Raw genomic sequence first — 23,984 nt, 5'->3', positions numbered from 1 at the left:
GTTACCAGCGGTCTCGAAGCGCCCTCAGACACCGAAACACCGCCTCATCTTCGCTCTGAGCCTGCGCCCGGGCAGCCTCCAGCGCCTCCCCGTAGCGCGACGAAAGCGCCTTACGCAAGCCCGTATCGGCACATCGCAGGAAGGGGTTGTAGGCGCGCTCCTGACCCAGCGTGCTCTCAAAGCGCTCGCGGGGGCCCATCGCCTTCGCCTGCTCTAACACCGCCCTGGCCTCACGATGTTCCGGCTCGATGGAGAGAATGAACTCACAGTTGCGCGCCGTGTAGTCGTGGCCGGGGTAGAAGACTGTGGCGTCGGGCAACGCGCCGAGCACCTGCGCGAAGGTCGAAAAGTGCACGCCCACATCCCCGCCGGCACGGCAATGGCCGGCACCGCCCGAGAAGATCACATCCCCGCTGAAGAGATGGTTGCCACACCTCAAGCTCACATGCCCCGCGGTATGACCGGGCGTATCAAGCACCTCCAGGGTTAGCCCACCCACACGCAGCGACTCGCCACCGCGCATCTCCACCTCGACGCCGCCGCGAGCCTCCCCGGCAAACTGGGCGTCGATGCGCTCCCGATCGCCGGCCGGACCCACCACCTGCGCGTCGGGGAAGGCCGCCAGCACCCCGGCGTTTCCCGCCACATGGTCCGGGTGCCAGTGCGTGTTGACGACCCACTCAAGCTCCCAGCCCGCGTCCCGCACCCGCGCGACCGCCACCTCGGCGTCGATCGGGTCGATCAACGCCGCTCGCCCATGGGTGTCGACCACCGCATAAAAAAAGTTATCACTCACGCTGCTTGCGATCGTCTCCACGCTCATCGCCTTCTCTCCTGGCTTCTCGGTCATCTCATCGTGAAGTGAGCCCTCGCCGTCGAAACGCACATGGGCCACGGTATATGCGTTAAGCGCTGCCGACGTGCTAGCGCCTTTGCCTCTCGGGCCCCTCCACCCGCACCTCGCAGCGATGCAATTCACGCCGCAGCGCCGCGTACCAACGGGGCTGGGACGCCTCGGCCACAACACCTACGTCCAACGCAGGCTGCGCGCTCAACACGACACGCAACGCCGACGCACAACGCCGTGGAGACGGCACCCACAATGAGGGTGTGACCATCACCACCTGCATGATCGGCGGAACGTGCGCCTCGCCAACAAAACGCAACACCGACGCCAACTCGTCAAGGCTCAGCGGGCGATACCACCACAGGTCGCTCGCGCCACCCGGTGGACGAAGGCTTCCAGGTGCCACCCACAACCTCCCCTCGCCAGCAGGTGGATCCCCGTCCCAGATCCGTACCGCGGCCCCCGAACCTTGTACGCCCCGACCCAACATATGCCGCCAAAAACCCTCGCCCATCCCCGCCTCCCTGCGTGATCCCTGTTGGAAGACCTGTGTACGCCCCCTCACCCGATGTGCGGAGGTCACAGGCGTTTGCTCTTCCTCCTGTTATCGCGATTTCGTCTCCGAGTTTTCGTTCCCCGTGATGATCCCCACCAGCTGGCCGTAAACGCGTACTTAGTTGCAAAGTTTTTTTGCGCTGTGTTACCGTTCCCCGGACTCCATAAACGCCCGCGCGGGACGCGCCCCAAACGCGCCTTGCTCCCCGCCCCGGCACCCCACTCCCGGCCTACCATGAAGAACGTCTCGACGCTCCGACGCGCTCGTCAGGCCCCCGGCCTGACCACGCTCGCCCTCCTTCTTCTCTGCAGCAGCGCAAGCGGCTGTTTGATGGACTTCGACGGCTTCGCCGCCGGTGAAACCGGAATCATCGACGACACCGATCTACCCGACGACACCGGCATCGACGCCGACGATGACGTCGAGACCGACGCCGATGCGCCTGACATCGGTGACACCGATGTCCCGCCGGGCGATGGCGAGCCGGGGAGCGTCTGCGCCGACGACAACGAATGCGCCGGCAACGGGGTCTGCCGCGCCAACGTCTGCCTGATGCCCTGCGACTTCTCCGCCGAAGAAGATGCCTGCTCTGCGGGCTTCTTCTGCTCGGAGGTCGGCGCCGAAGACCTCTGCGTGCCCGGCTGCGACGATCGTGGAACCTGCGACGCGCATAACGTGGGCCGCGACGACTTAAGCTGTGTCTACCTGCGTCAATCCGGCCTGGCCGCTGGCAACAACGACGTTCGCCTCGATCGCGCCTGCCTGGTCGACACAGACGACGACGGCGTCACCGACGCGCTCGACAACTGCCCCGACGCCGTCAACCCCACCCAACTCGACAGCAACGGCGACGGTCTCGGCGACGCCTGCAGTGATGAGCCGACCTGCCACCCCGACGCCTCCGAGGGCCTGATCATCTACCCCCGCGTCGCCCTCCCGGTCGGAGAGCTCAGCGCGCCACAGGTCATCTACGATCGCGAGCTCGTGCTCCTCAGCAACAGCGACGACCCCGCGCGCACCACCGCGGCCGCGGTGCTCGATCGCGCCGAGAGCGCCTGGAGCGAATACGCCGACCTTCCCTACCCGGGCGTATCGCGCTCGGTCACGCAAGTTGCCGATCGCTACACCTTGATCAGCCCCGGCCACAGCCCCCTCTCGGAGCGTAAAACGGGCAACTGGATCACCGTGATGCCGGGTGGCGCCCTGGGCCCCGAGCGCGACTTCGACACGAACCTGAGCGCGATGGCCGCCGTCACGATGCCCTCGGGGGTCGTCGCGGGCATTGGCCGCCCCCCGCAATCAAGCGCGATCTTTCGACTGCAGCTCTTGCGAGACGGAGGCGTAACCTTCACGGGGTCCGTGTCGGATTTGGACCGAAACGCGCCGTTCCAGCTCCTGCCCACCCCCTACGATCGCGCCGAACTGGCCCAGTACGACAGCGCGCTTCGCGAGCTCACGTCCATCACCATCTCGCCAACCGGCGGCTTCTCGAGCGCCACCCGCGTGAGCATCCCCGACACCTGGCCTGCGACTCCCGCCGTCGGTGAAGAAGACCTCGCCGAAGATCTCTCCAGCTTTGATCCGGTCATCTTCCCGGCCGCCGCAGACCAGCTCTACGTCTTTGATCGCAACAGCGGTCGGGCCGGCCGAATCAACGGCTCGAGCTTCCAGCGCCGCGCGGACTACGATATCCCCGAGCTCTTCGAAGGACTGAGCCAGACACACGTCTACACCCTCCCCCACGCGATGGGCCTGGGGGTGGTGGGTCGCCCCGAAGACGCCCCCGAGCAGATCGAAGTCCGCGAACTTTACTTCGGCTGTCATCCGGTGAGCGCCGCCATCGATAGCGATGAAGACGGCGTCGGTGACCTCATCGACAACTGCCCCACCACCGCCAACGCCGACCAGCTCGACCTGGACGGAAACGGCATGGGCGACGCTTGCGACGACGATATCGACGGCGACCGCATCATCAACGGCTCCGACATTCTGACCATCCCCGGCGAAGACGGCGCCGACCCGCAGACCATCGACATGTCGATGGACGCCGACAACGACGGGACCCCCGACGGCGACGATTCCGACACCGACGGTGACGGCATCCCCGACCGCTACGACCCCTTCCCCCGCGACTCGTCCAACAACGGCCTCAAAAACACCTGGACCGGCGACGCCGACGCCGACGGTGCATCCGACGGCAACGAGCGCGCGCTCGACGCCAACCCCTTCCAAACGCTGGATACCCCCGCTTCGCGTAACATCGTCTTTTTGACCGAGGACGACGCCGGCTCGCGAACCCTTTACCGCGCCACGAAAAACGATGTGGAGAACGCGGTCGCCCTGGAGCTCCCTGCAACGATCAATCCGCACGGCCTGCGCATCAGCCCCTCCGGTCGCTTTGTGAGCTTCTTGACCGCGGCCCCCGGAGAGACCGAGTCCTTCGGGGTCTACGACCTGACCAACGACACCTTCCTCTTTGAGCGAAACGTGGGCGCCGCGCTGCGCTCCATCAACATCGTCGAGGATGGCACCGACGCGCCGGCATCCTATGTGGCCACCCAGCAGCGCTTCGGCGACACCTCCCGCTGGCGTATCTCCCAGATTCGCATCGACCCGGACGTCGATGTCACCACCGTCTTCTCCGGCGTTGACCACATCTGGGAGTCCTCGCAGAGCGGCAGCATCCTGATCTTCAACGCCTACGACAGCGACTGCCGCGAGTGCGCGCTGACCTACGGTATCGACCTGAGCGCGGAGTCGCCTCAACCGGTGCTGCTCAACGCCATCCCGGCCGGGGCTCAGGGCCTGCATCACCCGGCCAGCACCTCGCGCTTCGTCACAACCTGGCAGGACGCTGAGGGCGCAACGGTCGTCGGTGAGTTCAGCTTCAGCGGCACCTTCTTCTCGTATACCTTCGGGCCTGTGACGCTGCCCGGGCGTTTTGAAGATATCAACGCCGCGAGCATCAACCGCACGTCCCCCCGACAGCTCGTCTTCGCCGCCAGTGGCGATGACAACCCCGCGATGCTCTGGGTCAACTCCCCCAACGCCTTGCTCCCCAAACTGCGCTATCTACCCGCCGGGGCCTTCGACGACCCGGTCGTCGAGCTGCAACTCGCCCCTTAAGGGCGCTTCGATGCGCCCGATCGCGCCCTCGCTGCCTTTGGCCCCACGCCGCCCCTGTGGTAAGAAGCAGCGAGGGTTCTCCCGCCGGCCGACCGGCATAAGCTGGCCGCTTTAAAGGGAGCGCTCTCCAGGTTCGGTCACCGCGCAAAGGGATGGTCCGTTTATGGCTGCTAAGTTCCCCCAAAAGTTCGGCCCCTACACGCTGCACCAGCTTGTGGCGCGCGGCGGTATGGCCGAGATCTACCGGGCGACCATGCCGGGCATCGGTGGATTTGAGAAAACCGTCGCGATCAAGAAGATCCTGCCCCACCTGGCCGAAAACGATGAGTTCATCACGATGCTCATCGACGAGGCCAACATCATCGTCAGCATCAACCACTTCAACATCGCGCAGGTCTACGATCTGGGGTGCATCGACGACACCTACTACATCGCCATGGAGTACATCCACGGCGTCGATCTGGCCCACATCATCAAAGGCATGGCTCGCCGCGGCCAGACCGTACCGGTGCCCCACGCCGTCTACATCGGCTCCAGCATTTGCGCCGGCCTGCACGTCGCCCACTCCAAGACCGACGAGCAGGGTAACCCCCTCAGGATCGTGCACCGCGACGTCAGCCCCCATAACGTGCTGCTGAGCTACGCCGGTGACGTCAAGCTCATTGACTTCGGCGTGGCCAAGGCCGCCGTCAAAGAGAGCCACACCCAACACGGCGTCATCAAGGGCAAGCTCCTCTACATGGCTCCGGAGCAGGCCAACACCAGCGACATCGATGGCCGCGCCGACCTCTTCGCCGCCGGGCTGATCATCTACAAGATGCTCACCAACCGCCTCCCCTTTGAGGGCGATAACGAGTTTCAGATCTACAACAACATCATGTCCAAGGAGATCACCCCTCCACGCATCCTCAACCCGCAGGTGCCCGAGGTCGTCGATCAGGTCGTGATGAAGTTGCTCGAGCGCGATCCGGACAAGCGTTATCAGGACGGCTACTCCGCCAAGCAAGACCTCGATCGCGCCCTGCACCAGGTCGCGCCGGGCTACACGGTCAACCGACTCAGCCGCTTCATCGACGAGAACTTCTCGCCAGGGGCCGAAGAGGCGCGGCCCGCCAGCGGCCCGGGTGTCCTTGCCCCCCATACCCCGGCCAGCCCCGCGCTCAACACCGGTCAGCACGCCACGCCCGACCCGTCGGCGGCCAGCGCCGAAGATGAGCGCGACACCGTCGATGTGGGCGCGCCTGCGTTTCAAGCCCAGATGGCCGCTCACCACGCCCAGGCGGGCTTCTCGCAGCCGATGCGCGCCTCGACCAGCGCCGCTGACACCGGTGAGTTTCCCGCCGCAGCGGCCCCGGCAGCGCCCGCGCAGGCCGCTCCGACCAGCGCCAAAAAGAAGATCCCACCGGCGGCGATCGCCGCCGCCGTCATGAGCCTGATCGTCGTCATCCTGCTGGCGCTCGTGGTCATGAACGGCGGCCAGGAAGCTCCGGCCCCCGACCCGCGCAGCGCCATCCCGGCTGACGCCATCGTGCGCGCCGAAGCTCCCGGTGCCGCCCCGGCCCCGGAGGCAGCAGCGCCCGAGCCGATCGCCACACTGCGCCTGGCCACCACCCCCGAGAGCGCGCGGGTCTTCCAAAATGGTGAGCTCATCGGCATCACCCCGATCACCCTGGAGCTGCCCGTCTCCGATGAAACATCGCTCTATGAGCTGAAACTCGACGGTTTCGAGGAGGTCGAGTTTCGCTACGCACCGCGTGAGGATAACGAGGTCAACCTGGAGCTGGCCGCGCTGAGCGACGCCGGCGACGACGCGCCCGCTGAAGATGAAGCCACCGCTGCAAATGACCCGGAGCCGACTCCGCAGCCCGAGCCTCAGCGCCGCCGGGAGGAGCCACGTCGGAAGGTTGAGCCTCAACCCGAGGTCGAACCTGAGCCCGAACCCGAGCCCCGGCGCGAACCTGCCCCTCGCCCCAAAAAGAAGAAAGAGAAAGCGCCTGAGCCCGAACCCGAGCGCGACGACATCATCGACCCCTTCGCGTTTTAACCCTCCTGCGTCTTCGCTAAGCCCTCAAGGCTGAGAACTCTATGGCTACCTCGTCCTCACACGCTCGTACCTTCAAACGGCTGCTCGTGGCCTGCGCGCTGCCCCTCTCGCTCTCGCTGATGATGCCTGCCCCGGTCTTCGCACAAGACGCGATGGAGCAGGCGCGCGAGCGCTTCATGGAGGGTCGCGCCTTCTACGACAACGACGAGTTCGACAAGGCCGCCGAGGCCTTCCTGGAGTCCTACGAGCTCTCCGGACGCTCCGAGCTCCTCTACAACGTCGGGCAGGCCTACCGTCTGGCCGGAAAGCTCACCGAGGCCGAGGCGTACTTCCAGCGCTACCTCTCCGAGCTCCCCGGCGCTCCGAACGCCGGCGAGGTCGCCGACACCGTCATTGAGATCCAGCAGGCCATCGCCGCCTCCATGGCGACCCTAAACGTGACGAGCTCCCCCGAGGGCGCCACCATCCTCGTGGAGGAGACCGAAGCGCGTTGCAATGCCCCCTGCGAACTCGACCTCGCCCCGGGAACCTACACCCTCGTTGCGAGCCTCCCGGACTTTGACCAGGCCCGCCAGAGCATCACCCTGGAGGCTCGCCAGCGCGAGGAGCTCGCCATGACCCTGCGCGCCGCCGTGCAGACCGGGCGGCTGATGGTACAGAGTGACATCTCCGGCGCCACGCTTGTCGTCGGTGGCCAGAGCTACGCGCTTCCGCTGCAGCGTGCCGTTGAGGTCGAGGCCGGCACCACGACCTTTGCTATTCGCGGCGGCGACGCGGACTTCTCCGAGAGCGTGGAGATCCCCGCCGATGAGACGCTCACCCTCTTCATCCCCGCCTCGGCCATGGGACAGGGGAGCATCTTCTCAAATCCCCGCCAGAGCGCGGCGCTCGGCCTGGGCGGCGTGGGTGTCGCCCTGGGCGCCGCAGCCGCCATCGTGGGCATGCAGGCCAGCGCCACCTACGACGCGCTGGAGCAACAGCAAAACGCCTTCGGCGGCGTCAACCGTGAACTTCTCGACACGGGCATCTCCCAGCAGCGCACGGCCAACGGCCTCTGGATCGGCGCGGCGATCTCCCTGCTGGCCGGCGGCGGGCTCTACGCCTGGGATGTGATGTCCTCGGGGGATGACGAGCCCATCCCCCCCTCCGAGGAGCCCGCTCCCCGGCGCTCCGACGCTCCTGTGGAGCTTCTGGACTGACCCTCTCCTGCCTACATCATAAAGCGCACGCCCCGCACCGCACGCAGCAGCTCATAGACATCGAGCACCTCCTGCGGCCCCTGAACCTGCGCTGAGAGCGTCACGGCGATATGCTTCCCCTTGCCGCTCTCGCGGGTCTCAACGTCAACATCGGCCTCACCGCCGATGGCGTTGATCGCAGCCTGCACCACCCGGCTCACAAAGGTCGGCTCATTCTCGCCAATGACCTTGAACAAAAAAGGCCCCGGAAAGGTGTGCATGGCGTTGAGGCGGTCGATCATCGTCTGTGGATCGCTCACGGCGCTCCTCCTTTTCCCTGATGTGTATCGCTGGCATCGCCGGCGGAACGATCCCGGCCGGACACCCGTTCTCATTGTCTAACACGCCACCGCTGGTCAAACATCCCATGGCAGATCCCTCCCCCCATAAGCTGATTCTGGCCACCGAGTCGACCTACAAGATCGAACTTCTCGAGCGCCTGGGACTTTCCTTCGACGCCTGCGCCGCCCACATCGACGAGGCCCGCAAGCCCGGCGAGGCACCGGCGGCAATGGCCGCGCGCCTCGCCGCAGAGAAGGCCCAGCGCGTGGCCACCGATCATCCGAGCGCCTATGTGCTGGGCGCCGATCAGGTCATCGCCCTCGATCAGGAGATCTTCCAGAAGCCGGGCTCGGTCGATCTCGCCGTCGCCCAGCTGATGCGCCTGCAGGGCAAGACCCATCGGTTGATCACGGCGATCGCGCTGCGTACCCCCGACGGCTCAGTGCTGGCCTCGGAGTGCGCCTTCGAGATGGTCATGCGCCCGCTCACCGAGGCCGGCGCCCGCGCCTATGTGGAGGCCGACCAACCTCTCTATTGCGCCGGCTCCTACCGCATTGAAGCCGCCGGCATTCGCCTCTTTGAGGCCGCCCGAGGCGACGACTTCACCGCCATCATCGGCCTGCCCCTGACCCGTGTCTGGTCGCTCCTGGAGCAGGCCGGCTACTTCGAGCAGCTATGAACGCCATCCCTGACTTCTCCCGCTACCGCGACATCATTGAGGATTTCGAGGCCTTTGAATCCGCCCTCGCAAAGCCCCTGCCCCTCTGCGTCTGGGCCAACGACCTGAAGATCGCCCCGGTGGATCTTGAGGCGTCCTTCGACGCCCACGGCATCGACTTTCAACCCCGAGAGTGGCGCCCCGGCACCTACATCCTCGATCCGGACTTAAGCCCTGGCACCCGCTTTGAATATGCCGCCGGGCTCTACCACGTGCAGGAAGAAGTCTCACTGCTTCCGGTGACCGTGCTCGATCCTCAACCCGGCGAGCGCATCCTCGATACCTGCGCCGCCCCGGGCAACAAGAGCGCGCAGATCGCGGTGGCCATGCAAAACACCGGTACGCTCATCGCCAACGACCGCGACTACCGCCGCATGCGCGCGGTCAGCCGGGTGCTCGACCGCCTGGGCGTCTTCAACACCTCGCTAATCTGCCACGACGCGGCCAACCTGCCGACCGACCTCGGGAGCTTCGACCGTATCCTGGCCGATGTCCCCTGCTCCTGCGAGGGAACCTCCCGCAAAAACCCGCGCGTCGGCCCCGCGCGGCCGGCCGAGCTCAGCCGCATGAGCCGCGTCCAACAGGCCATCCTCAAGCGCGCCATCGACCTCTGCCGCCCCGGTGGCCTGGTCGCCTACGCCACCTGCACCTACGCCCCCGAAGAAAACGAAGCCGTCATCGACGCCTGCCTTAACGACCCCGAGATCTGCGACTTCCAGGTGCTCCCCACCCGCATCCCGGGCTTTCATAGCGCGCCGGGTCTGCTAGAGTGGCAGGGAGAATCCTTCGATCCCCGGCTTGAAAACGCCATGCGTGTCTACCCCCACCATAACGACAGCGGCGGCTTCTTCGTGGCGCTCCTTAAAAAGGGAGGCCGCCCATGAACGCGATCCCCACCTCCCTCTCCGAGGCGCTCGACGCGCTGGGCACGCCGGCCATCGACGCCACGCCTTTTTTGACGCTCCTCGAAGATCGCTTTGGCATCGCGCCGGTGCACCTCCACGATCTGGTGTTCATCCGCGCCAACAAGCGCATCGTCAGCGTCGTTCACCGCGAGCATCACCTCCCTACCGAGCCGCGTCCGGAGTCTGTGGGCCTCTCGTTTATGCGCGACGACATGGTCGTGCCAAAACTCACCACCCCTGCGGCGATGACCTTTGCGCGCTACGCCCGCATCAACGTCATCGACACCACCTCCGCGCAGTGCGACGCCTACCTCACCCGCGAGACCTTCGCGCTCAGTGAAGCTCAGGTCGATACTTGCACCTCCCGGGGCTACGTGCTCATCCGCCACCGCGGCCACGGCCTCGGCGTGGGGTTTCTGCGCAGCACCGAGCCTGGCGAGCGAGAAGTCCAGAGCTTCTTCCCCAAGGCGTGGTCTCAGGACGTGACCCGCTCGGCCTTCGGTGAGGTCGAATGAGCACCGACGCCCCCCACGATCTTCAGGAGGCGCCCCGCGCCGAAGAGTCCCTCGAGCAGGTCCGACTCATCGGCACCGGGGAGCTCGGGGAGTCGTTTGAGGTCCTGCGCATGCGCCTGGCCGAGGGGGAGTCGACCGAGGCCAGCGGGGAGCTGCCTCGTCCGGAGCGCTTCGTCCTCAAAAAGCTGACCTTCGCCCGGGTCCGCGACCCCGACGAGTTTGCCCGCCACTTCGACAGCCTCACTCGCCTCGATCATCGCAACCTGGCGCGCTACCACGAGATCTTCCGCGGCGAGCAGGTCACGCGCCTGATGCGCGACTACGTCGACGGGATGCCGCTGGACGCCTACCTGCTACGCCCGATCACCGAGGCCGAGCAGGCCATCTTAAGCGCCAGCACCTCTCCCGACACGTCCGCGGAGCTGACGGCCAGCACGCCGCACGAAGATGATCTTCCGACCATCGAGCTCCCCTCCAGCCTGGATGATGAAAACGATCCTCCCCTCGGGCTCGAAGAACTCTCCTCCGACGACGCCCTCCCCCACGACGTCACCGCCGATCGCCCCAACACCCTGGAGATCCCCGAGTCGCTGCTCGAAGACTCCGAGGCCGCCGATCGCGCGCTCGACCTCATCATCCTGCGCATCCAGGCCATCGGCCCTCAGATCGTCGCGGCGTTGGAGTACCTGCACCGCTTTCGCAAGGTTCACGGCGGCCTCAAACCCACCAACATCCTCATCACCGACGCCGGTCAGGTGCGCCTGACCGACTTCGGCCTCCACCCCCACCTGGATCGCCCCGGCTCCGGGGATCTCCGCTCCTGCTACAGCGCCCCGGAGCTTCGCCGTGGCGAGTTCAGCCCGGCAGCCGACCTCTACGCCCTGGGCGTGATCCTCTTTGAGGCGCTGGCCGGCCAGCCCTTCGACGCCTGCCAGCGTCTGGTTGAGCGTGAAGAGAGTGCCCGCCCCCGCCGCGAGCGCATTTTCCTCTCGGAGGTGGCCCCGCACTGCCCGGCGGCCTGGGTCAACCTGATCCACGGCCTGCTCGCCAGCGAACCGTCGCGCCGCCCCTCTCTCAACGACGTCCTCGATCTTCTCTCCACCGAAGAAAACCGCTCGGTCACCATCCCGGCCACCGTCGTCGAAGACCGCGAGGTGCTCTACGGGCGCCGCGAGCTCTTCGACCAGCTCACCGCCCGCGCCAGCCTCTGCGCCCAGGAGCGGCGCCTGGGCTTAAGCGTCGTCGAAGGCCCCCAGGGCACCGGCAAGACCGCGTTGATCGACGCCCTGGCCCACTGGGCCTCCCAGCTGGGCTGGATCGTCCTGCGCGGCCGCTGCTTTCATCGCGACACCAGCACCTACCAGGGCTGGGATGAGATCGCCGACCAGCTCGCCACGATCATCGCGCGGCTCCCCGAGAAGACCCGCCAGCGCATGGAGACGGCGCGCCAGCAGGCCGCCCGCATCTTCCCCGCACTCCATGAGCGACGCGAGTCCGACTCGGAGGTGGGTCGACGCTCGGCCATCGACGCGCTGCGCCGCGTGCTCGTCGAACTCAGCGAACAGCGCCCCGTTCTCATCGCCCTCGAAGACACCCACTTTGCCGGGCTGGACACGGCCGCGCTCCTGGCCGATCTGACCAACGACCCGCGCGGCATGCGCGTCTTCATGGTGACGAGCATCCTCACGGACGCTCGAAAAGAGCACGCGAACCACCCCTTCTTCAGCGAGCTTGCGACCTCTCCCATTACGCTGGATCGCGTCGAGATCCACGGCTTCTCCAAAGAAGAAGCCCGTGAGTACGTGCTGGCCAACGCGGCCAACCTCTCACTGCGCAGCAAGCAGCTGATTCTGCGACGAGGCAACCTCCACCCGCGGCTGATCGACGAGCTCATCTACGAATTTGAGCAGGCCCCCACCCAGGCCTCCGACGAGCTGGACGCCGACGAACCGGTGGCCGTCGATGAGCTCCTCACCACCTTTATGCGGCGCCGCGTCGCCCAGCTGACCCGGCCTGAGCGCCTGGGTCTACAACTTCTGGCGGTGGCCTCATCGCCCCTGACCACCCGGATTCTCGGACTGGCCATGGGACGAGAGCTCGGCGCGAGCGCCCTCAGCGCCCAGAGTGGCGAGGCCGTCATGGAGACGCTGCTGCTCCGACGGCTCGCGCGCCAGTCTCGCGCCCGCGTGGGAGAGGATCGCGACGCAACCTTTGCGATCATTCACGACCGCGCCCGCAACTTTGTACTCGACGAGCTCGGACGCGATCACCACGCACGCCTCTGCGGGCTCATCGCCGACGCGCTGCGCGACGCCAAAACGGGGAGCGACGCCCGGCGCCTGAACTACCTGCGACGCGCCGGCCGACAGCGCGAAGCGGTGGAGGTCGCCTTTAAGGTCGCCCGCAGCGCCCAGAGCCGCTTTGCCTGGGAGCGCGCCCTGGAGCTCTGGCAGCTGATCAACGCCCACGAACCCGACGACTCCCCACGCCGTGGCGAGATCCACCGCGCGCTCTTTGAGACGGCCATCGCCCTGGCGCGCACCGACCAGGCGCGCGACCACCTCCGGGCGCTGCTCGCCACCGACTCCGTCGACGAACGCCTCGCGCTGCGCCGGCAGTGGATGGAGGCGCTCCTGGCCTCCGGCCACCCGGATGAGGCGATCGACACCCTCGACGACGCCCTTCAAGAGGTCGGCAGCGCGTACCGCCGTGGCCGGCTGCGCGCCGGATTGCGCGCCTGGCGCCGCCGCCTCGCCGTAGGCCTGGCGCGCTGGTCCGACGCCACCGCAGTCGCCCGCGATCAACGCCCCGCAGAGCGCACCTGTGAGACCGCCCGCCTGCTCTGGCGGGCCAGTGAGGCATCCCACCTCCTGCTCAGCGCGCGCCACGATCGCCTCGCCACCCACTTCGCCCGCCTGGCCACGCACCACAACTTCGGCCCCTGGCTGGCCCGAGACCGGCTGCAGATGGTCAGCACGCCGCGCCTCCCTCTCATGATCGACCCGGCCGCTCCGGTGGACCGCTGGCTGCAGCAGAGCCTCACGCTCTCGGAGCGCTTCGACGACCCCGGCTGCCGCGCCCGCGCCCTCGAACTTCAGGGACTCCTCGCTGCCCACCGCGGCCGCTGGAGTGAGGCGCGTGAGCTGCTGCATCAGTCCATCGACACCCTTCAAAAGGTGGGCGTCGATGACGCCATCTTTGCGACCCGATGGCTCAGTCATATCACCCGCGTTGGCCTGGAGCTCGGGCAGCTCGCGGAGGTGACGCCCATCGTCGACAACCTCACCCACCGCCTGCGCCGCGATCGTGCGGCCAGCGCCCACATCGCGCTCTGCCGTGCGGACCTGCTCGTGGCCCGGGGTGACATCGAGCAGGCCGCCCTCGCACTCGGGCCCGCCACGGAGCTCGCCGAGCGCACCCCCAACAGCCTGCTCTTTCTTGAGGTGACCTCCCGGCGCGCCACCATCGACCTGGCCCTGGGTCGTCCCGAGCTGGTGATCGCCCACCTGGATCTTCTCCGCGATCAGGTCTTCGAACGCGACTTTCTGGCGCTGCCTCCCGTGGAATTTGCCCTCAACCGCATCCTGGCCCGAGCCCTGGCCAGCCAGGCCGAGCGCCAACGCACCCTCCAGCAAGAGACTCTGGCCGCCACGCTGCATCGCCTGGCCCGGGTGATCCGCCGCCTGGCCCGACACGAAGATCACCTCGGCTGCTCCGAGCAGGCCGCGTTGCTGCGCCTTCGCGCCCGCCTGGCCCTGCTGCGCGAACAACACTCCCGCGCAGCCCGCCTTGCCCGCCAGGCCATCGACCTCTGCGCCTCCTCGCAAAGCGTCCTCAGCCAGACCCTCAACCAGGAAGCCCTCGGCATCATCCTCGCCCGTCAGGAGCGGCCCGAAGCTCGCCAGGTCTTAGAGTCAGCGCGCGCGCTGGCCGCAACCCACAACTTCTACCTCCCCCTGGTCCTCGAAGGCTGGCCGGTCCCCCGCGCACACGCCGCGCTCAAAGCCGACCCCGCCTGAGCTCCCGGGTTGTCCCCCCTGCGTCCATCTTCTAGACTTGGGCGTCGACATCGCCGCCAAAAACAACCGCCTCGGAAGGACCTCGGTCATGGTGCAAATCCGCCTCCTCGACCTGCTCAACACCATCGATGACGCCGTCGAGTCTCAGGAGCACGCCCGCGCGCTCCAGCTCATCCTGGCCAACTGGTACAACCTCCCCGACCCCTCGCCACTGCGCGAGCGCGCCGCGGTGATCCTCGCCACGGTGGGACGAAAACGCGAGGCCGTCGAAGTCTACACCCTGGCCGCTCGCCACTACGCCAACGCCGGTTTCCCCACCCGCGCGATTGCCGCCATCAAACAGATGCACGCGCTCAACCCGGCCTCCACCGAGCTGCTCGACCACTTCGCCACGCTCTACTCGGTGCGCAGCCCCTACCTCGAAAACGGTCGTCCGCAGCCGAGCTTTCCTCAGCCCGCCGGCAACCTCTCCGCCCAGGTCCACGGCGGTGAGCCCGACCTCGACGAGCTCTTTGATCGCGTGCTCGAGCGCGCTACCGACCCCGACGGCACCGCCGAGCGCCCGGGCAGCCTCCCGGCGCTCCCCCTTCTCAGCGTGCTCCCGCCCGACGCCCTGCGGCGCGTGCTCGACTTCGTCGAGTACGAGATCTTCCCGGACGCCCAGCTGGTCTTCGAGCCCTCCCAGAAGTCCGCCGATCTGATCTGGACGGTCAGCAATGACCTCGCCGTCAGCGAAGATACCAAAACCTTCCGAATCCCGGCCGGCTCCCTGCTCGGCCTCAACGCCTTTGGTGGCAGCGAGCGCGCCCCCCGCTACCGCGTGCTCAGCGAGCGCGGCAGCGAATGCCTGCGTCTGGCGCAGAGCGCCATCGGCAAGCTCAACGACGAGCGCCCCGACTTCCTCAACCGCCTGGCCACGCTGCGACGCCACGCCCTGACCGAAGGGCTCCTCGATCGCCACGAGCTCTTCACCCACCTCAGCGCCGAGGAGCGCGCCCGGGTCGTCGGCCGCTTCACCGGGCTGACCCTCGACCGCGGCACCCTCTGCGTGCGTCAGGGGCGCCCCAGCCCCGGCCTCTTCATCCTCCTCGACGGCAAAGTCGACATCGTGCGCAAAGACGACGACTGGGAGATCACCGTCGCCACTCTGGGCATCGGCGAAGTCGTCGGCGAGGTGGGGTTGGTGGCGAGCGACCAGGCCACAGCCACGGTGGTGTGCACGGCCGCCGGTCACGCCCTCTTTCTGGCGCGCGAAGACTTCGAGGTCCTGGCCTCCGAACACCCGCCCATCGCGCAGTTTACCGCGCGCCTGGCACGTGAGCGCCTTGACGCCATCGAGACGACCCTCTCGGCCCAGGATTTGGCCGAGGTCCCCTGAGGCGCTACACTAAGGTGCAGGCCGACGATGCTTTGCCGGGAATTCTGCCGGTGCTTAGCTTCGTTTGAGTTCTGAGCAACGCCACACCGGTGCGTCGCCACGGCCTCGGAGCCGGGCGCGACTGCCACGAACCTACTTGACCGAGGACTGGACGGATGATGCGACCGACACGCCCCTTAAAACGCCGCCTCGCGCCGGCAAGCGCCACCTTCGCCGGCCTCGCCCTCTTTCTGGGTCTCAGCGGTGTCGCCACCGCGCAAGACGCTCCCAACGTCAGCCCGGCTGCCCCCTGGCAGGCCTGCCTCAACGGCGCCACGCCCTCCACACAAAACGTCCCCGGCGTCGACATCAGCGGCATGGACACCATCCCCGCCGATCTCGACATCCTCGACACCAACCCGGCCTACGACGAAGTCGTGCTCGACTTCGACGACGATCTCTCCAACGAAGAGATCCTCGCCTTCACTCAGTCCAAGGGGTTGAGCGCCGAGCTCAACAGCCCCTTCTCGGACGACGAAAACGTCTTCGTCGCCCGTGTCGAAGAGGGCGCTGTCCCCTACGTCAAAGACTGCCTCAGCGCCTCGGCTCCCGAGGGCTGGCTTGAGAGCGTCGAAGAGAACATCGAGTACCGCGCGTATTTCGTGCCAGATGACCCGCTCTACCAGTTCCAGTGGAACTTTGAGCAGGTCGGCGCCGAAGAAGCCTGGAAGGTCTCCACGGGCCGCGACGTCGTCGTCGCCGTCATTGACACCGGCGTGACCGTCGCTGACGACAGCAACCGCGGCATCAAGGTCGGCAAGGATATGCAGGGCGTGGCCACCGTCCCCGGCTATGACTTCGTCGATAAGACCGACTTCGTCTACGACGGCCACGGTCACGGCACCCACGTCGCCGGCACCATCGCTCAGGCCACCAACAATGGCTACGGCGTCGCCGGCCTGGCCTTCGAGTCCAAGATCATGCCACTGCGTGTGCTCAACAGCCGCGGCTTTGGCTCGGTAGCCGACATCGCTGACGCGGTTCGCTTTGCCGCCGACAACGGTGCACAGGTCATCAACATGAGCCTGGGCGGCCCGCTGCCCAGCCTGGTCCTCAAGCGCGCGGTCGATTACGCCCACAAAAAAGGCGTGACCGTCGTCGCCGCCGCCGGCAATGGCGGAAAGCGCTCACCCAGCTACCCGGCGGCCTATAACCACGCCTTCGCCGTAGCCGCTACCCAGTTTGACCAGCGCACCACCTTCTACTCCCAGTGGGGAACCTACGTCGACATCGCCGCTCCCGGCGGAAACACCCGAATCGACCAGAACGGTGACGGCCGCCCCGACGGCATCATGCAGGAGACCCACCCCGCCGGGCAGACCTCCAAGCACGAGTTCGCCCTCTACATGGGCACCTCCATGGCCAGCCCGCACGTCGCCGCAGCCGCCGCCCTCGTGATCGCCACCGGTGTCACCCACCCCGACAAAGTTCAGGAGGTTCTGCAAAAGGCCGCCGACACCTCCATGCGTGACAAGTACGACAGCGAAGACGAGTACCGCGAGCGCTACGGCGCCGGACTTCTTCAGGCCGACAAAGCCGTCGTGCAATCCACCACCGACCAGGGCACCACCCGCTACGGCGGCGCGCTGCTCCTGGTGCTGCTCACCGCCTTCGGTTTGCGCCGTCGCGACATGATGGGCCGCCTCCCCGACCACCTGCCCCTGGTCGCCACCAGCGCCGCAGTGGTCGCCGGCGGACTCTTCTTCATCCCGCTGCTTGTCCCGGCCGGTGGCGCGCTCGGCTTTGTGGCCAACGTCATCGGACGCCCCCTGGCCGAGGCCAACGTGCTCGTCTCCGGGCTTGGCGCCCACCAGAACCCGTTGCTCGCCAGTTTCCTCATCCCGCTGGTGGCCTACGCCTTCCTCGGCGGTCACCGCGTGGGTCGCGCCCTGGCCGGCGGTATCGCCCTGGGCATGGCCGGCTTCAGCCTCACCGAAGCCTTCCAGCTCACCTCCGACGTCAGCTGGATCCCGGGCATGAACATCCTCGACCGCGTCTGGCTCGCCGTAAACGGCCTGCTTAGCCTGGCCATCGGCTTCTTCGGCCTCAAACGCGACTAACGCCTGAACCCAGGCAACGGGTCGGAACATAAAAACGCCCCGTCGGCTCAAGCCGGCGGGGCGTTTTTCGCTACATCGCTATGGAAAGGATCGCCGCGCAAGCGCTGCGCCCGAAGCGATCCTCCAGAACGTTCAGACGTTCAGGCCGAGAACTCCGGAAACCCCTCCGAGATCGCCTGCGCCCGAAGCCACGCCCGCAACTTCACAAAGTGCCCGTGCGAGATGTTCGTAAAGCGCACGCCCACCTGCCCGTCAGCATCGTAGACCTTGTACCCGGCCACCCAGATGGGCTCTTCCTCTCCGGGGAGCGCAAACTGCAGCTGCACCGACTCACCATCGCTGCGGTAGGCCTCCGCCACCCGCTCCAGCCGAATGCCCCCGAGCGAAACATCGGTCGCCCGGCAGATGTTGGTATGCCCGGACTCGATCTTGTTGAGGATCATGTCACAGCCTACGCGCTGCTGTTTACGTTGCTCCGTCACATCGACCTCCCTGTCGTTTTGGGCCTCTTCCGGGCCCCATCATCACACGCCACCATGGCATCACGTCGGAGCCGCACCTGGCGAGCCCCGCGCACCCCTCAGAGCTACCACGCATCGCGGCACGCTCAAGAAATTGCCCCTCCCTTCTTCGGCGTCTTCCCCGTCCATCGGCGCAGAGCGCTCAACCTGCCACGATGATTGCATCGCCCTCCCCCCCGTTGATACCCTCCACGGTGTACGGCATCGCCCGGCATATGCCCGGCATCCCCCTTCACCCCCTGTGATGAGACCATCATGACCGAAAAGATCGCCGAAACCATCCAGGAAAGCCCCCTCTTCAAGCACCTGAGCGACGCCGACGTGAAGGCGCTTATCAGCGCCAGCGATCTCAAGGTCTTTCAGCCCGGCGAGCGCATCATCGAAGAGGATCAGGCTGTCGACCATCTCTACATCGTGCTTACCGGCCGCATCCGCGTCTGGACCCGCGGCCCCGCAGGCGAAGTGGAGCTCAAAACCATGGGCCCCGGCGCCTACTTCGGGGAGGTCTCGTTAATGAGCGGCAACACCGCCACCGCCACCGTCGAAGTCAAGACCGGCCCGGCCCAGATCGTCGCTATCAACAAAGAGGCCCTGCTCGCTGTGGTGGAGCGCGACGAGAAGATCCGCAAGATGCTCCAGGGCGTCACCCTGGCGCGCGCCAAAGACACCATCGGCAAGGTCTTCAAATAAGCCGCCGCTCCCCAAGGGGGGGGACCTGATTATCTTCTTGAGAATGCCGCACGCACGGGTGTGGTTAGCCAACACTCGCCCGCCCTCACCTGACCGACCCTCGAGGTCATGATGTTCAAACCTCTCATCGCGCTCTTATCCACGCTGACGCTATGGCTCCTGGCCACCAGCGCCACCGCCGCCACGCTCCCCCGCATGGATCTCGAAGAGCTCGTGGTGCGATCCGACGCGGTGGTGGTCGCGCAGGTCGATGAGATCTCCACCGAGCTCGACGCGCGCGGCCGGGTCGTCTCCACCATCACGCTCAAGGTGCGCGAGACCCTCAAAGGCCCTGTAAGGCGCACCGTAGCCATCCGTCAGCTCGGCGGTTTCCACGGCGACGTGGGCACCCGCGTGCCGGGCATGCCCGTCTTTCAGGTCGCCGACCAGGGCGTGCTCTTTTTGAGCGGCGACGTCGCCCAACACCCCGCCTCGGTCACCGGTCTGGCCCAGGGCTTCTTCCGAGTGGCGCTCGGCCCCGATAACGCCACTGAGTTCGCCATCCCCCAGGTCAACAACCTCAACCTCGTCGTCCGGGAGCGCGCGCAACCCACAGCGAGCACCTCCCAGCTTCGCAGCGTCGCCCCGACCGAGCTGCACCTGCAGGCCCATGAGCTCAACACCTTCAAGGCCCGCATCCGCGCCATCGTCGACGAGACTCAGTCCGAGGAAACGCGATGACGCTGCTGAAGTTGCGCCACATCGCCCTGCCGGGCCTGCTCGCCATCGCCCTGTCCGCCTGCACCCACGAGGAGGCCTGGGACGAAGAGCCGCTGGTCGAAGAGGAAGCCCCTCTGAGCAACAACTTCCGCCGCACCATGACGTGCGAGCCCGACCTGGGTCTGCCCTGCGAAGGCTACCCCAAGGTCCCCGTGGAGTGGCCCTCGCTCACGGTGCCCTATTACATCAATGAGCTGGGTTCCCCGAACCTGCACCCCGACGACAACACCATCCCGCCGGAGCTTGAAGAAGACATCGTCAGCGCGTTTGACGCCTGGAACGTCCCGGAGTGTTCCGAGTTTCTGCTTGAATACCGCGGCACCACCGCGTTTCAGGCCGACTACATCAACAGCCCGCCCTCACAGAACATCAACGTCTTCGTATTTCAGGATGAGAGCTGGCCCAGCCAGAACGGCCAGGCGATCGCGCTGACGACGGTGACCTTCAGCCGGGTCGATGGCCGCATCTACGACGCCGACATCGAGATGAACGGCGCCGACTACGTCTTCAGCAACAGCGAAAACGGCGAAGCCGGCACCATGGATCTTCGCAACACCCTCACCCACGAAGTCGGTCACTTCCTGGGCCTGGACCACGCGCCCAACCCCGACACCACCATGTACGCCACCGCCCGCGAGGGCGAGATCGACAAACGCGACCTGCACCCCGGCGACATTGAGGGCCTCTGCACCATCTACCCGCTAGGCACGCCCGACGTGACCCCGCCCTCACAGCCTCAGCAGCAAGGCGGCATCTGCTCGCTGGTCGCCCCGGGCCAGCCCGACCACAGCGCGCTGCTCGCCGGAACCCTGCTGGCACTCGGTATAGTATGGCGTCGACGCCGGGCCCGCGCATGAACGCGCGCCCGCTGCTCGACGAGGAGCGCCCCCTGGTCATTGAGGCGCTCACCAACGCCGGCGTGGGCCCGCGGCCCCTGGTGGAGCGCGCCGCCCACATCGCGCGCTTGATCCCCTACCCTGACGACCGCCCCGCCCTCTACGGCCCTCGCGACCTCGTCGCGCATGCTGCGCTGCGCCGCAACGCCGCCGGCATTGCCCTGCGCGATCGCATCTACATCCGCCGGCGCATCTTCTCCGACGACCTGCGACTTCCCCTCTACCTTGTCACCCACGAGATGGCCCACGTCGTGCAATTCCTGCGCGACGGCTCCGCCAACTTCCTGGCCCGCTACCTCAGCGAATACGCCCGCGGCCTGCTCGCCGGGCTGGGCGACCGCCAGGCCTACCTCAACATCTCTTACGAGGTGGAGGCCCGCCACGCCGAGACCTTCCTCCCGCCCCACCTGCACCGCACCACCCCGCCACGCAACGTCTGAAGCCGCGTATCTGCCACCTCAGCCGCGCAACGCGTCGCTGACCGCCAGAAACGCCTCAAACCCCACCCGCTCCGGCCGCACCTTCGGCGAGAGCCCGGCCGACTCGATCGCGGCCACGACCTGATCTTTGGGGAGCTTAAGCGCCTTGAGCCCGTTCGGCAGGGTCTTGCGACGCGCCTGGAATGCGGACTTCACGACCTTCTCAAAAAACGCCCGCCGCGCCTCATCCTCAATGCGCGTCTCTGGCAACATCTCAAAGTTCACCACCGCGCTGTGCACCTTCGGCGGCGGCACAAAGGCCCCGGGCGGCAGGCTCATCACGATCTCAGCGTCGGCATAAAGCTCCACCATCAGGCTCAGCGCGCCGTAATCATCGTCACCGGCTCTGGCCACCATGCGCCGCGCCACCTCCCGCTGGTACATCAGGGTCATCGAACCGATCGTCTCGCGCAGCTCAAAGAGCCGAAACGTGACCTCCGTCCCCACGTTATACGGAAGGTTCGCCACCGCCTTCCACGGACCGGGCCGGCTGGCCACGATCGCCGCCATGTCGGTCTTCAGCGCGTCGCCCGGGTGCAGCGTAAATCCCCACGCCGGTGGCAGCGCCTCCTGCAAAAACTCAACCGCGTCACGGTCGATCTCGATGGAGTCCACCGCCGCCCCCGCCTGCAGCATCGTCAGGGTAAGCGTGCCGCAGCCCGGCCCGATCTCGATCACCGCGTCGCCGGGCTTGAGCCCCGCACAGCGCACGATCTCCTCCAGAATGCTCGGGTCGACCAGAAAGTGCTGCCCGAACTGCTTCTTGGTACGCTGCCCGAAGGCGCGTAAAAGATCGCCCGGCGTCAACGTGTGCGAAGGATGCTTTTGCGATTGATCAGCCACAACCACCTGCTTTCATGGAACATTCAACGAGTCACCCGGACGCCACCGCGGCACCCTTGATCTTTTCTCAAGTCGACACCATAAGGTCGCCGACCCGTACACACGCTCCTTATAGGCAGCGAGCCCGCTCACAGGCAAACGCCTCGCTCCGTCCACACCCTTCGGGAGCGCCACGTCACCCCCCCTCCTCCACGCAGTCCGACGATGATCCTCACTCGCCCCCATCTCAGCGCCCTCTTCGCAGCGCTGCTCTTCGTCTTCAGCTCGCCAGCGCTGACCCTCGCCCAACAGCCCGTCGGAGAAGCGGGACCCGCAGCAGAAGTCTCGCCGCCACCCTCCACCGCTTCGACGATCCCGCTGACCCGGACCTACTCGCCCGTAGCCCTGGGCACCATCGGGGTGCTCTTTCCCACCTCGGCGGTGATCACGGTCTTTGGTGGCCGGCTCTTTGAAGCGCCGGTGCCCGCGATGGGCGCCCCCACCCCGGGGAGCCTCGACTACCGCGTCGCAGAGAACTTTCACGGCGATCTGGAGAGCGGCGCGCCCTTTTTGGGCGGCATCCCGGACTACGGCGGCTACGCCCTCAGCGCCCTGCCCGTGCTCTACTACGGGCTGGGTGCCGGCTGGACCGGCCTCACCGGTCAGAAGCTCTACCCCTGGCAGGGCCCCTACCACCTGCACAGCACGATGGCCTACCTGGAGAGCTTCACCTGGACGGCGCTCCTGACCAACGCCGCCAAGTTCTTCGTGGGCCGAGCGCGCCCCTACGTCGCGCTGGAGCGTCGCGCCTACGGCTGGCACGGCGGCGAAGACTACCTCTCGTTCTTCTCGGGGCACTCCTCATTGAGCTTCGCGGCGGCGACCTTTCTGGCGCGCGACATCAGCGACGGACTCTACCACCGCGTGCTGGTCGACGCCGAACCGACCGAGCGCTTTTTGCTCGGTCGCGCGCTGCCTTACACCCTGCTCTACGGCGCGGCGACCACCGTGGCGGTGAGCCGACTCTACGACCAGAAGCACTTCCTCTCCGATGTTGTGGTGGGCGCGGCGGTGGGGACCCTCATCTCGACGCTGGTTTACAACACCCGCTTTGACGCACGCGGCGTCCCCCACACCCGCCGAGGCCTGGCCCTCGACGTCGCCCCCAGCCCAACACCCGAGCCCGCGCAGGCCCGGGCGAGCTCATCCATCGATGATGGCCGAGGCGTTGCCGCAGACCAGCGCCTCGACCTCGTCATCCCCTGAGCCCAGCGCTCGCAACGCCTCGACCGTCTTGGGGATCGCCAGCAGGTCCGATCCCCCCACCCGAAGCGCCGAGCTCAGCGCGATGCGCTCATACGAGCCCAGCGTCTCCATCGCGTCGCGCACCACCCGGGCAGCGCGGCGCGGCTCCAGGGTCGAGGCCCCCACCGCCACGCCCGCCCCGAAGCCACTCTGCACCACGTTGACGAGCGTCGTTTCGTCGACATGCATCATCAAAACACGCGACGGATCGACCCGACGTTTCTCCAGGCGCTGCATCATCTTGTAGGTCAACGTCACCCGAAGATCGCGCGGCGGCGTCACGATGACCGCCTCGATCCCCGCCTCCTGCGCGATCTTCACCTGCCGATCAAAAAGCTGCCACTGCGACTCGGTATCTTCCCACACCCCTACCTCACCGAGCGCCACCACTGTGGGCAGCGCCAGCAGCTCCGGCATGCGACGCCACACCTCATAGTGGGCGCGCCGCGGCCGCATCCCGGGCAACACCCCCAGCGCCGCGCCCGCCTCCAGGCCACAACGCTCCAGCCGGCGCATCTCCGCGACCGCATGCGCCTCCATCGCCCCGAGAAGCTCCTCGGCCCGCTCCGGCACCCGCCCCATCGACAGGCAGCTCACCACGCGCTCCGTCCCGAAGTAGGCCAGGTTCTTGAGATCGGCGTCGCTCTGCGTGCGACTTCGGATATGGGGATCGAAGATCTTCAAAAGCGCGCTCGTCAATGTTAGCGAAGAAGGTGTCTCATCCTCACGACGCCGACTGGCGACGCGAATGGCCATCACACACCCCCGCCATCCGCGTCTCGACG

19 protein-coding genes are annotated in these 23,984 nt (G+C 66.7%); 14 read left to right on the top strand and 5 right to left on the bottom strand.

What is annotated here, in order from left to right; all coding sequences use genetic code 11:
- Position 1: 1 nt before the first annotated feature.
- On the bottom strand, positions 2-850 hold the full coding sequence (locus FRC96_RS20665; protein WP_146977435.1) for an MBL fold metallo-hydrolase: 849 nt from the start codon (positions 848-850) through the stop codon (positions 2-4).
- A gap of 787 nt (positions 851-1,637) precedes the next feature.
- Here FRC96_RS20665 and FRC96_RS20655 point away from each other — a divergent pair.
- The 3 genes from FRC96_RS20655 (at position 1,638) to FRC96_RS20645 (ending at position 7,772) form a co-directional block, all read left to right on the top strand.
- Entirely contained in the window at positions 1,638-4,529 is a 2,892-nt protein-coding gene (locus FRC96_RS20655) for a thrombospondin type 3 repeat-containing protein (RefSeq protein ID WP_230470530.1), read from the top strand.
- 163 nt (positions 4,530-4,692) lie between these two features.
- The gene (locus tag FRC96_RS20650) at positions 4,693-6,573 is read left to right on the top strand and encodes a serine/threonine-protein kinase (protein WP_146977433.1); all 1,881 of its coding nucleotides are present in this window, start codon (positions 4,693-4,695) and stop codon (positions 6,571-6,573) included.
- Between the two features lie 41 nt (positions 6,574-6,614).
- Entirely contained in the window at positions 6,615-7,772 is a 1,158-nt protein-coding gene (locus FRC96_RS20645; RefSeq protein ID WP_146977432.1) for a PEGA domain-containing protein, read from the top strand.
- A gap of 11 nt (positions 7,773-7,783) precedes the next feature.
- Here FRC96_RS20645 and FRC96_RS20640 read toward each other — a convergent pair whose 3' ends face one another.
- On the bottom strand, positions 7,784-8,071 hold the full coding sequence (locus FRC96_RS20640; RefSeq protein WP_230470529.1) for a YbeD family protein: 288 nt from the start codon (positions 8,069-8,071) through the stop codon (positions 7,784-7,786).
- A gap of 107 nt (positions 8,072-8,178) precedes the next feature.
- Between FRC96_RS20640 and FRC96_RS20635 the strand changes: the two genes are divergently transcribed.
- From FRC96_RS20635 to FRC96_RS20610, 6 genes are all read left to right on the top strand, one after another.
- Positions 8,179-8,772 carry a Maf family protein gene (locus FRC96_RS20635; protein ID WP_146977429.1) on the top strand — a complete coding sequence of 198 codons (594 nt, stop codon included), beginning with the start codon at positions 8,179-8,181 and terminating at the stop codon, positions 8,770-8,772.
- The gene (locus FRC96_RS20630) at positions 8,769-9,695 is read left to right on the top strand and encodes an RsmB/NOP family class I SAM-dependent RNA methyltransferase (RefSeq protein ID WP_146977427.1); all 927 of its coding nucleotides are present in this window, start codon (positions 8,769-8,771) and stop codon (positions 9,693-9,695) included. Before FRC96_RS20635 ends, FRC96_RS20630 begins: the two co-directional genes overlap by 4 nt.
- Positions 9,692-10,231: a hypothetical protein gene (locus FRC96_RS20625; protein ID WP_146977425.1), complete on the top strand. Its 540-nt coding sequence runs from the start codon at positions 9,692-9,694 to the stop codon at positions 10,229-10,231. Before FRC96_RS20630 ends, FRC96_RS20625 begins: the two co-directional genes overlap by 4 nt.
- Positions 10,228-14,250, top strand: a complete 4,023-nt coding sequence (locus FRC96_RS20620) for an ATP-binding protein (RefSeq protein ID WP_146977424.1) — start codon at positions 10,228-10,230, stop codon at positions 14,248-14,250. The genes FRC96_RS20625 and FRC96_RS20620 overlap by 4 nt, the downstream gene beginning before the upstream one ends.
- Positions 14,251-14,338: 88 nt before the next feature.
- Complete coding sequence (locus FRC96_RS20615; protein WP_146977422.1) at positions 14,339-15,628, top strand: cyclic nucleotide-binding domain-containing protein; 1,290 nt, start codon at positions 14,339-14,341, stop codon at positions 15,626-15,628.
- 155 nt (positions 15,629-15,783) lie between these two features.
- Complete coding sequence (locus tag FRC96_RS20610; protein ID WP_146977420.1) at positions 15,784-17,727, top strand: S8 family serine peptidase; 1,944 nt, start codon at positions 15,784-15,786, stop codon at positions 17,725-17,727.
- A gap of 140 nt (positions 17,728-17,867) precedes the next feature.
- Here the strand turns inward: FRC96_RS20610 and FRC96_RS20605 are convergent, their stop codons facing one another.
- Entirely contained in the window at positions 17,868-18,209 is a 342-nt protein-coding gene (locus FRC96_RS20605; protein ID WP_146977419.1) for a PilZ domain-containing protein, read from the bottom strand.
- A gap of 294 nt (positions 18,210-18,503) precedes the next feature.
- On the opposite strand from FRC96_RS20605, the gene FRC96_RS20600 reads away from it, so the two are divergent.
- From FRC96_RS20600 to FRC96_RS20585, 4 genes are all read left to right on the top strand, one after another.
- A complete protein-coding gene (locus FRC96_RS20600) occupies positions 18,504-18,938 on the top strand; it encodes a cyclic nucleotide-binding domain-containing protein (protein WP_146977417.1) in 435 nt (144 codons plus the stop codon).
- A gap of 111 nt (positions 18,939-19,049) precedes the next feature.
- Positions 19,050-19,658: a hypothetical protein gene (locus FRC96_RS20595; RefSeq protein ID WP_146977415.1), complete on the top strand. Its 609-nt coding sequence runs from the start codon at positions 19,050-19,052 to the stop codon at positions 19,656-19,658.
- Complete coding sequence (locus FRC96_RS20590; protein ID WP_146977413.1) at positions 19,655-20,554, top strand: matrixin family metalloprotease; 900 nt, start codon at positions 19,655-19,657, stop codon at positions 20,552-20,554. Before FRC96_RS20595 ends, FRC96_RS20590 begins: the two co-directional genes overlap by 4 nt.
- On the top strand, positions 20,551-21,033 hold the full coding sequence (locus tag FRC96_RS20585) for a hypothetical protein (protein ID WP_146977412.1): 483 nt from the start codon (positions 20,551-20,553) through the stop codon (positions 21,031-21,033). The genes FRC96_RS20590 and FRC96_RS20585 overlap by 4 nt, the downstream gene beginning before the upstream one ends.
- A gap of 18 nt (positions 21,034-21,051) precedes the next feature.
- Here FRC96_RS20585 and rsmA read toward each other — a convergent pair whose 3' ends face one another.
- Entirely contained in the window at positions 21,052-21,915 is an 864-nt protein-coding gene (gene rsmA / locus FRC96_RS20580; RefSeq protein WP_230470528.1) for a 16S rRNA (adenine(1518)-N(6)/adenine(1519)-N(6))-dimethyltransferase RsmA, read from the bottom strand.
- Positions 21,916-22,119: 204 nt separating this feature from the next.
- On the opposite strand from rsmA, the gene FRC96_RS20575 reads away from it, so the two are divergent.
- The gene (locus FRC96_RS20575; protein WP_146977408.1) at positions 22,120-23,160 is read left to right on the top strand and encodes a phosphatase PAP2 family protein; all 1,041 of its coding nucleotides are present in this window, start codon (positions 22,120-22,122) and stop codon (positions 23,158-23,160) included.
- Here the strand turns inward: FRC96_RS20575 and FRC96_RS20570 are convergent.
- On the bottom strand, positions 23,098-23,958 hold the full coding sequence (locus tag FRC96_RS20570) for a hypothetical protein (RefSeq protein WP_230470527.1): 861 nt from the start codon (positions 23,956-23,958) through the stop codon (positions 23,098-23,100). The genes FRC96_RS20575 and FRC96_RS20570 overlap by 63 nt on opposite strands.
- Positions 23,959-23,984: the final 26 nt, after the last annotated feature.

It is taken from the genome of Lujinxingia vulgaris (assembly GCF_007997005.1).
GTDB lineage: Bacteria > Myxococcota_A > Bradymonadia > Bradymonadales > Bradymonadaceae > Lujinxingia.
Note: the sequence above shows the minus strand (reverse complement) of the source record. Positions and strands in the feature narration are given on the sequence as shown.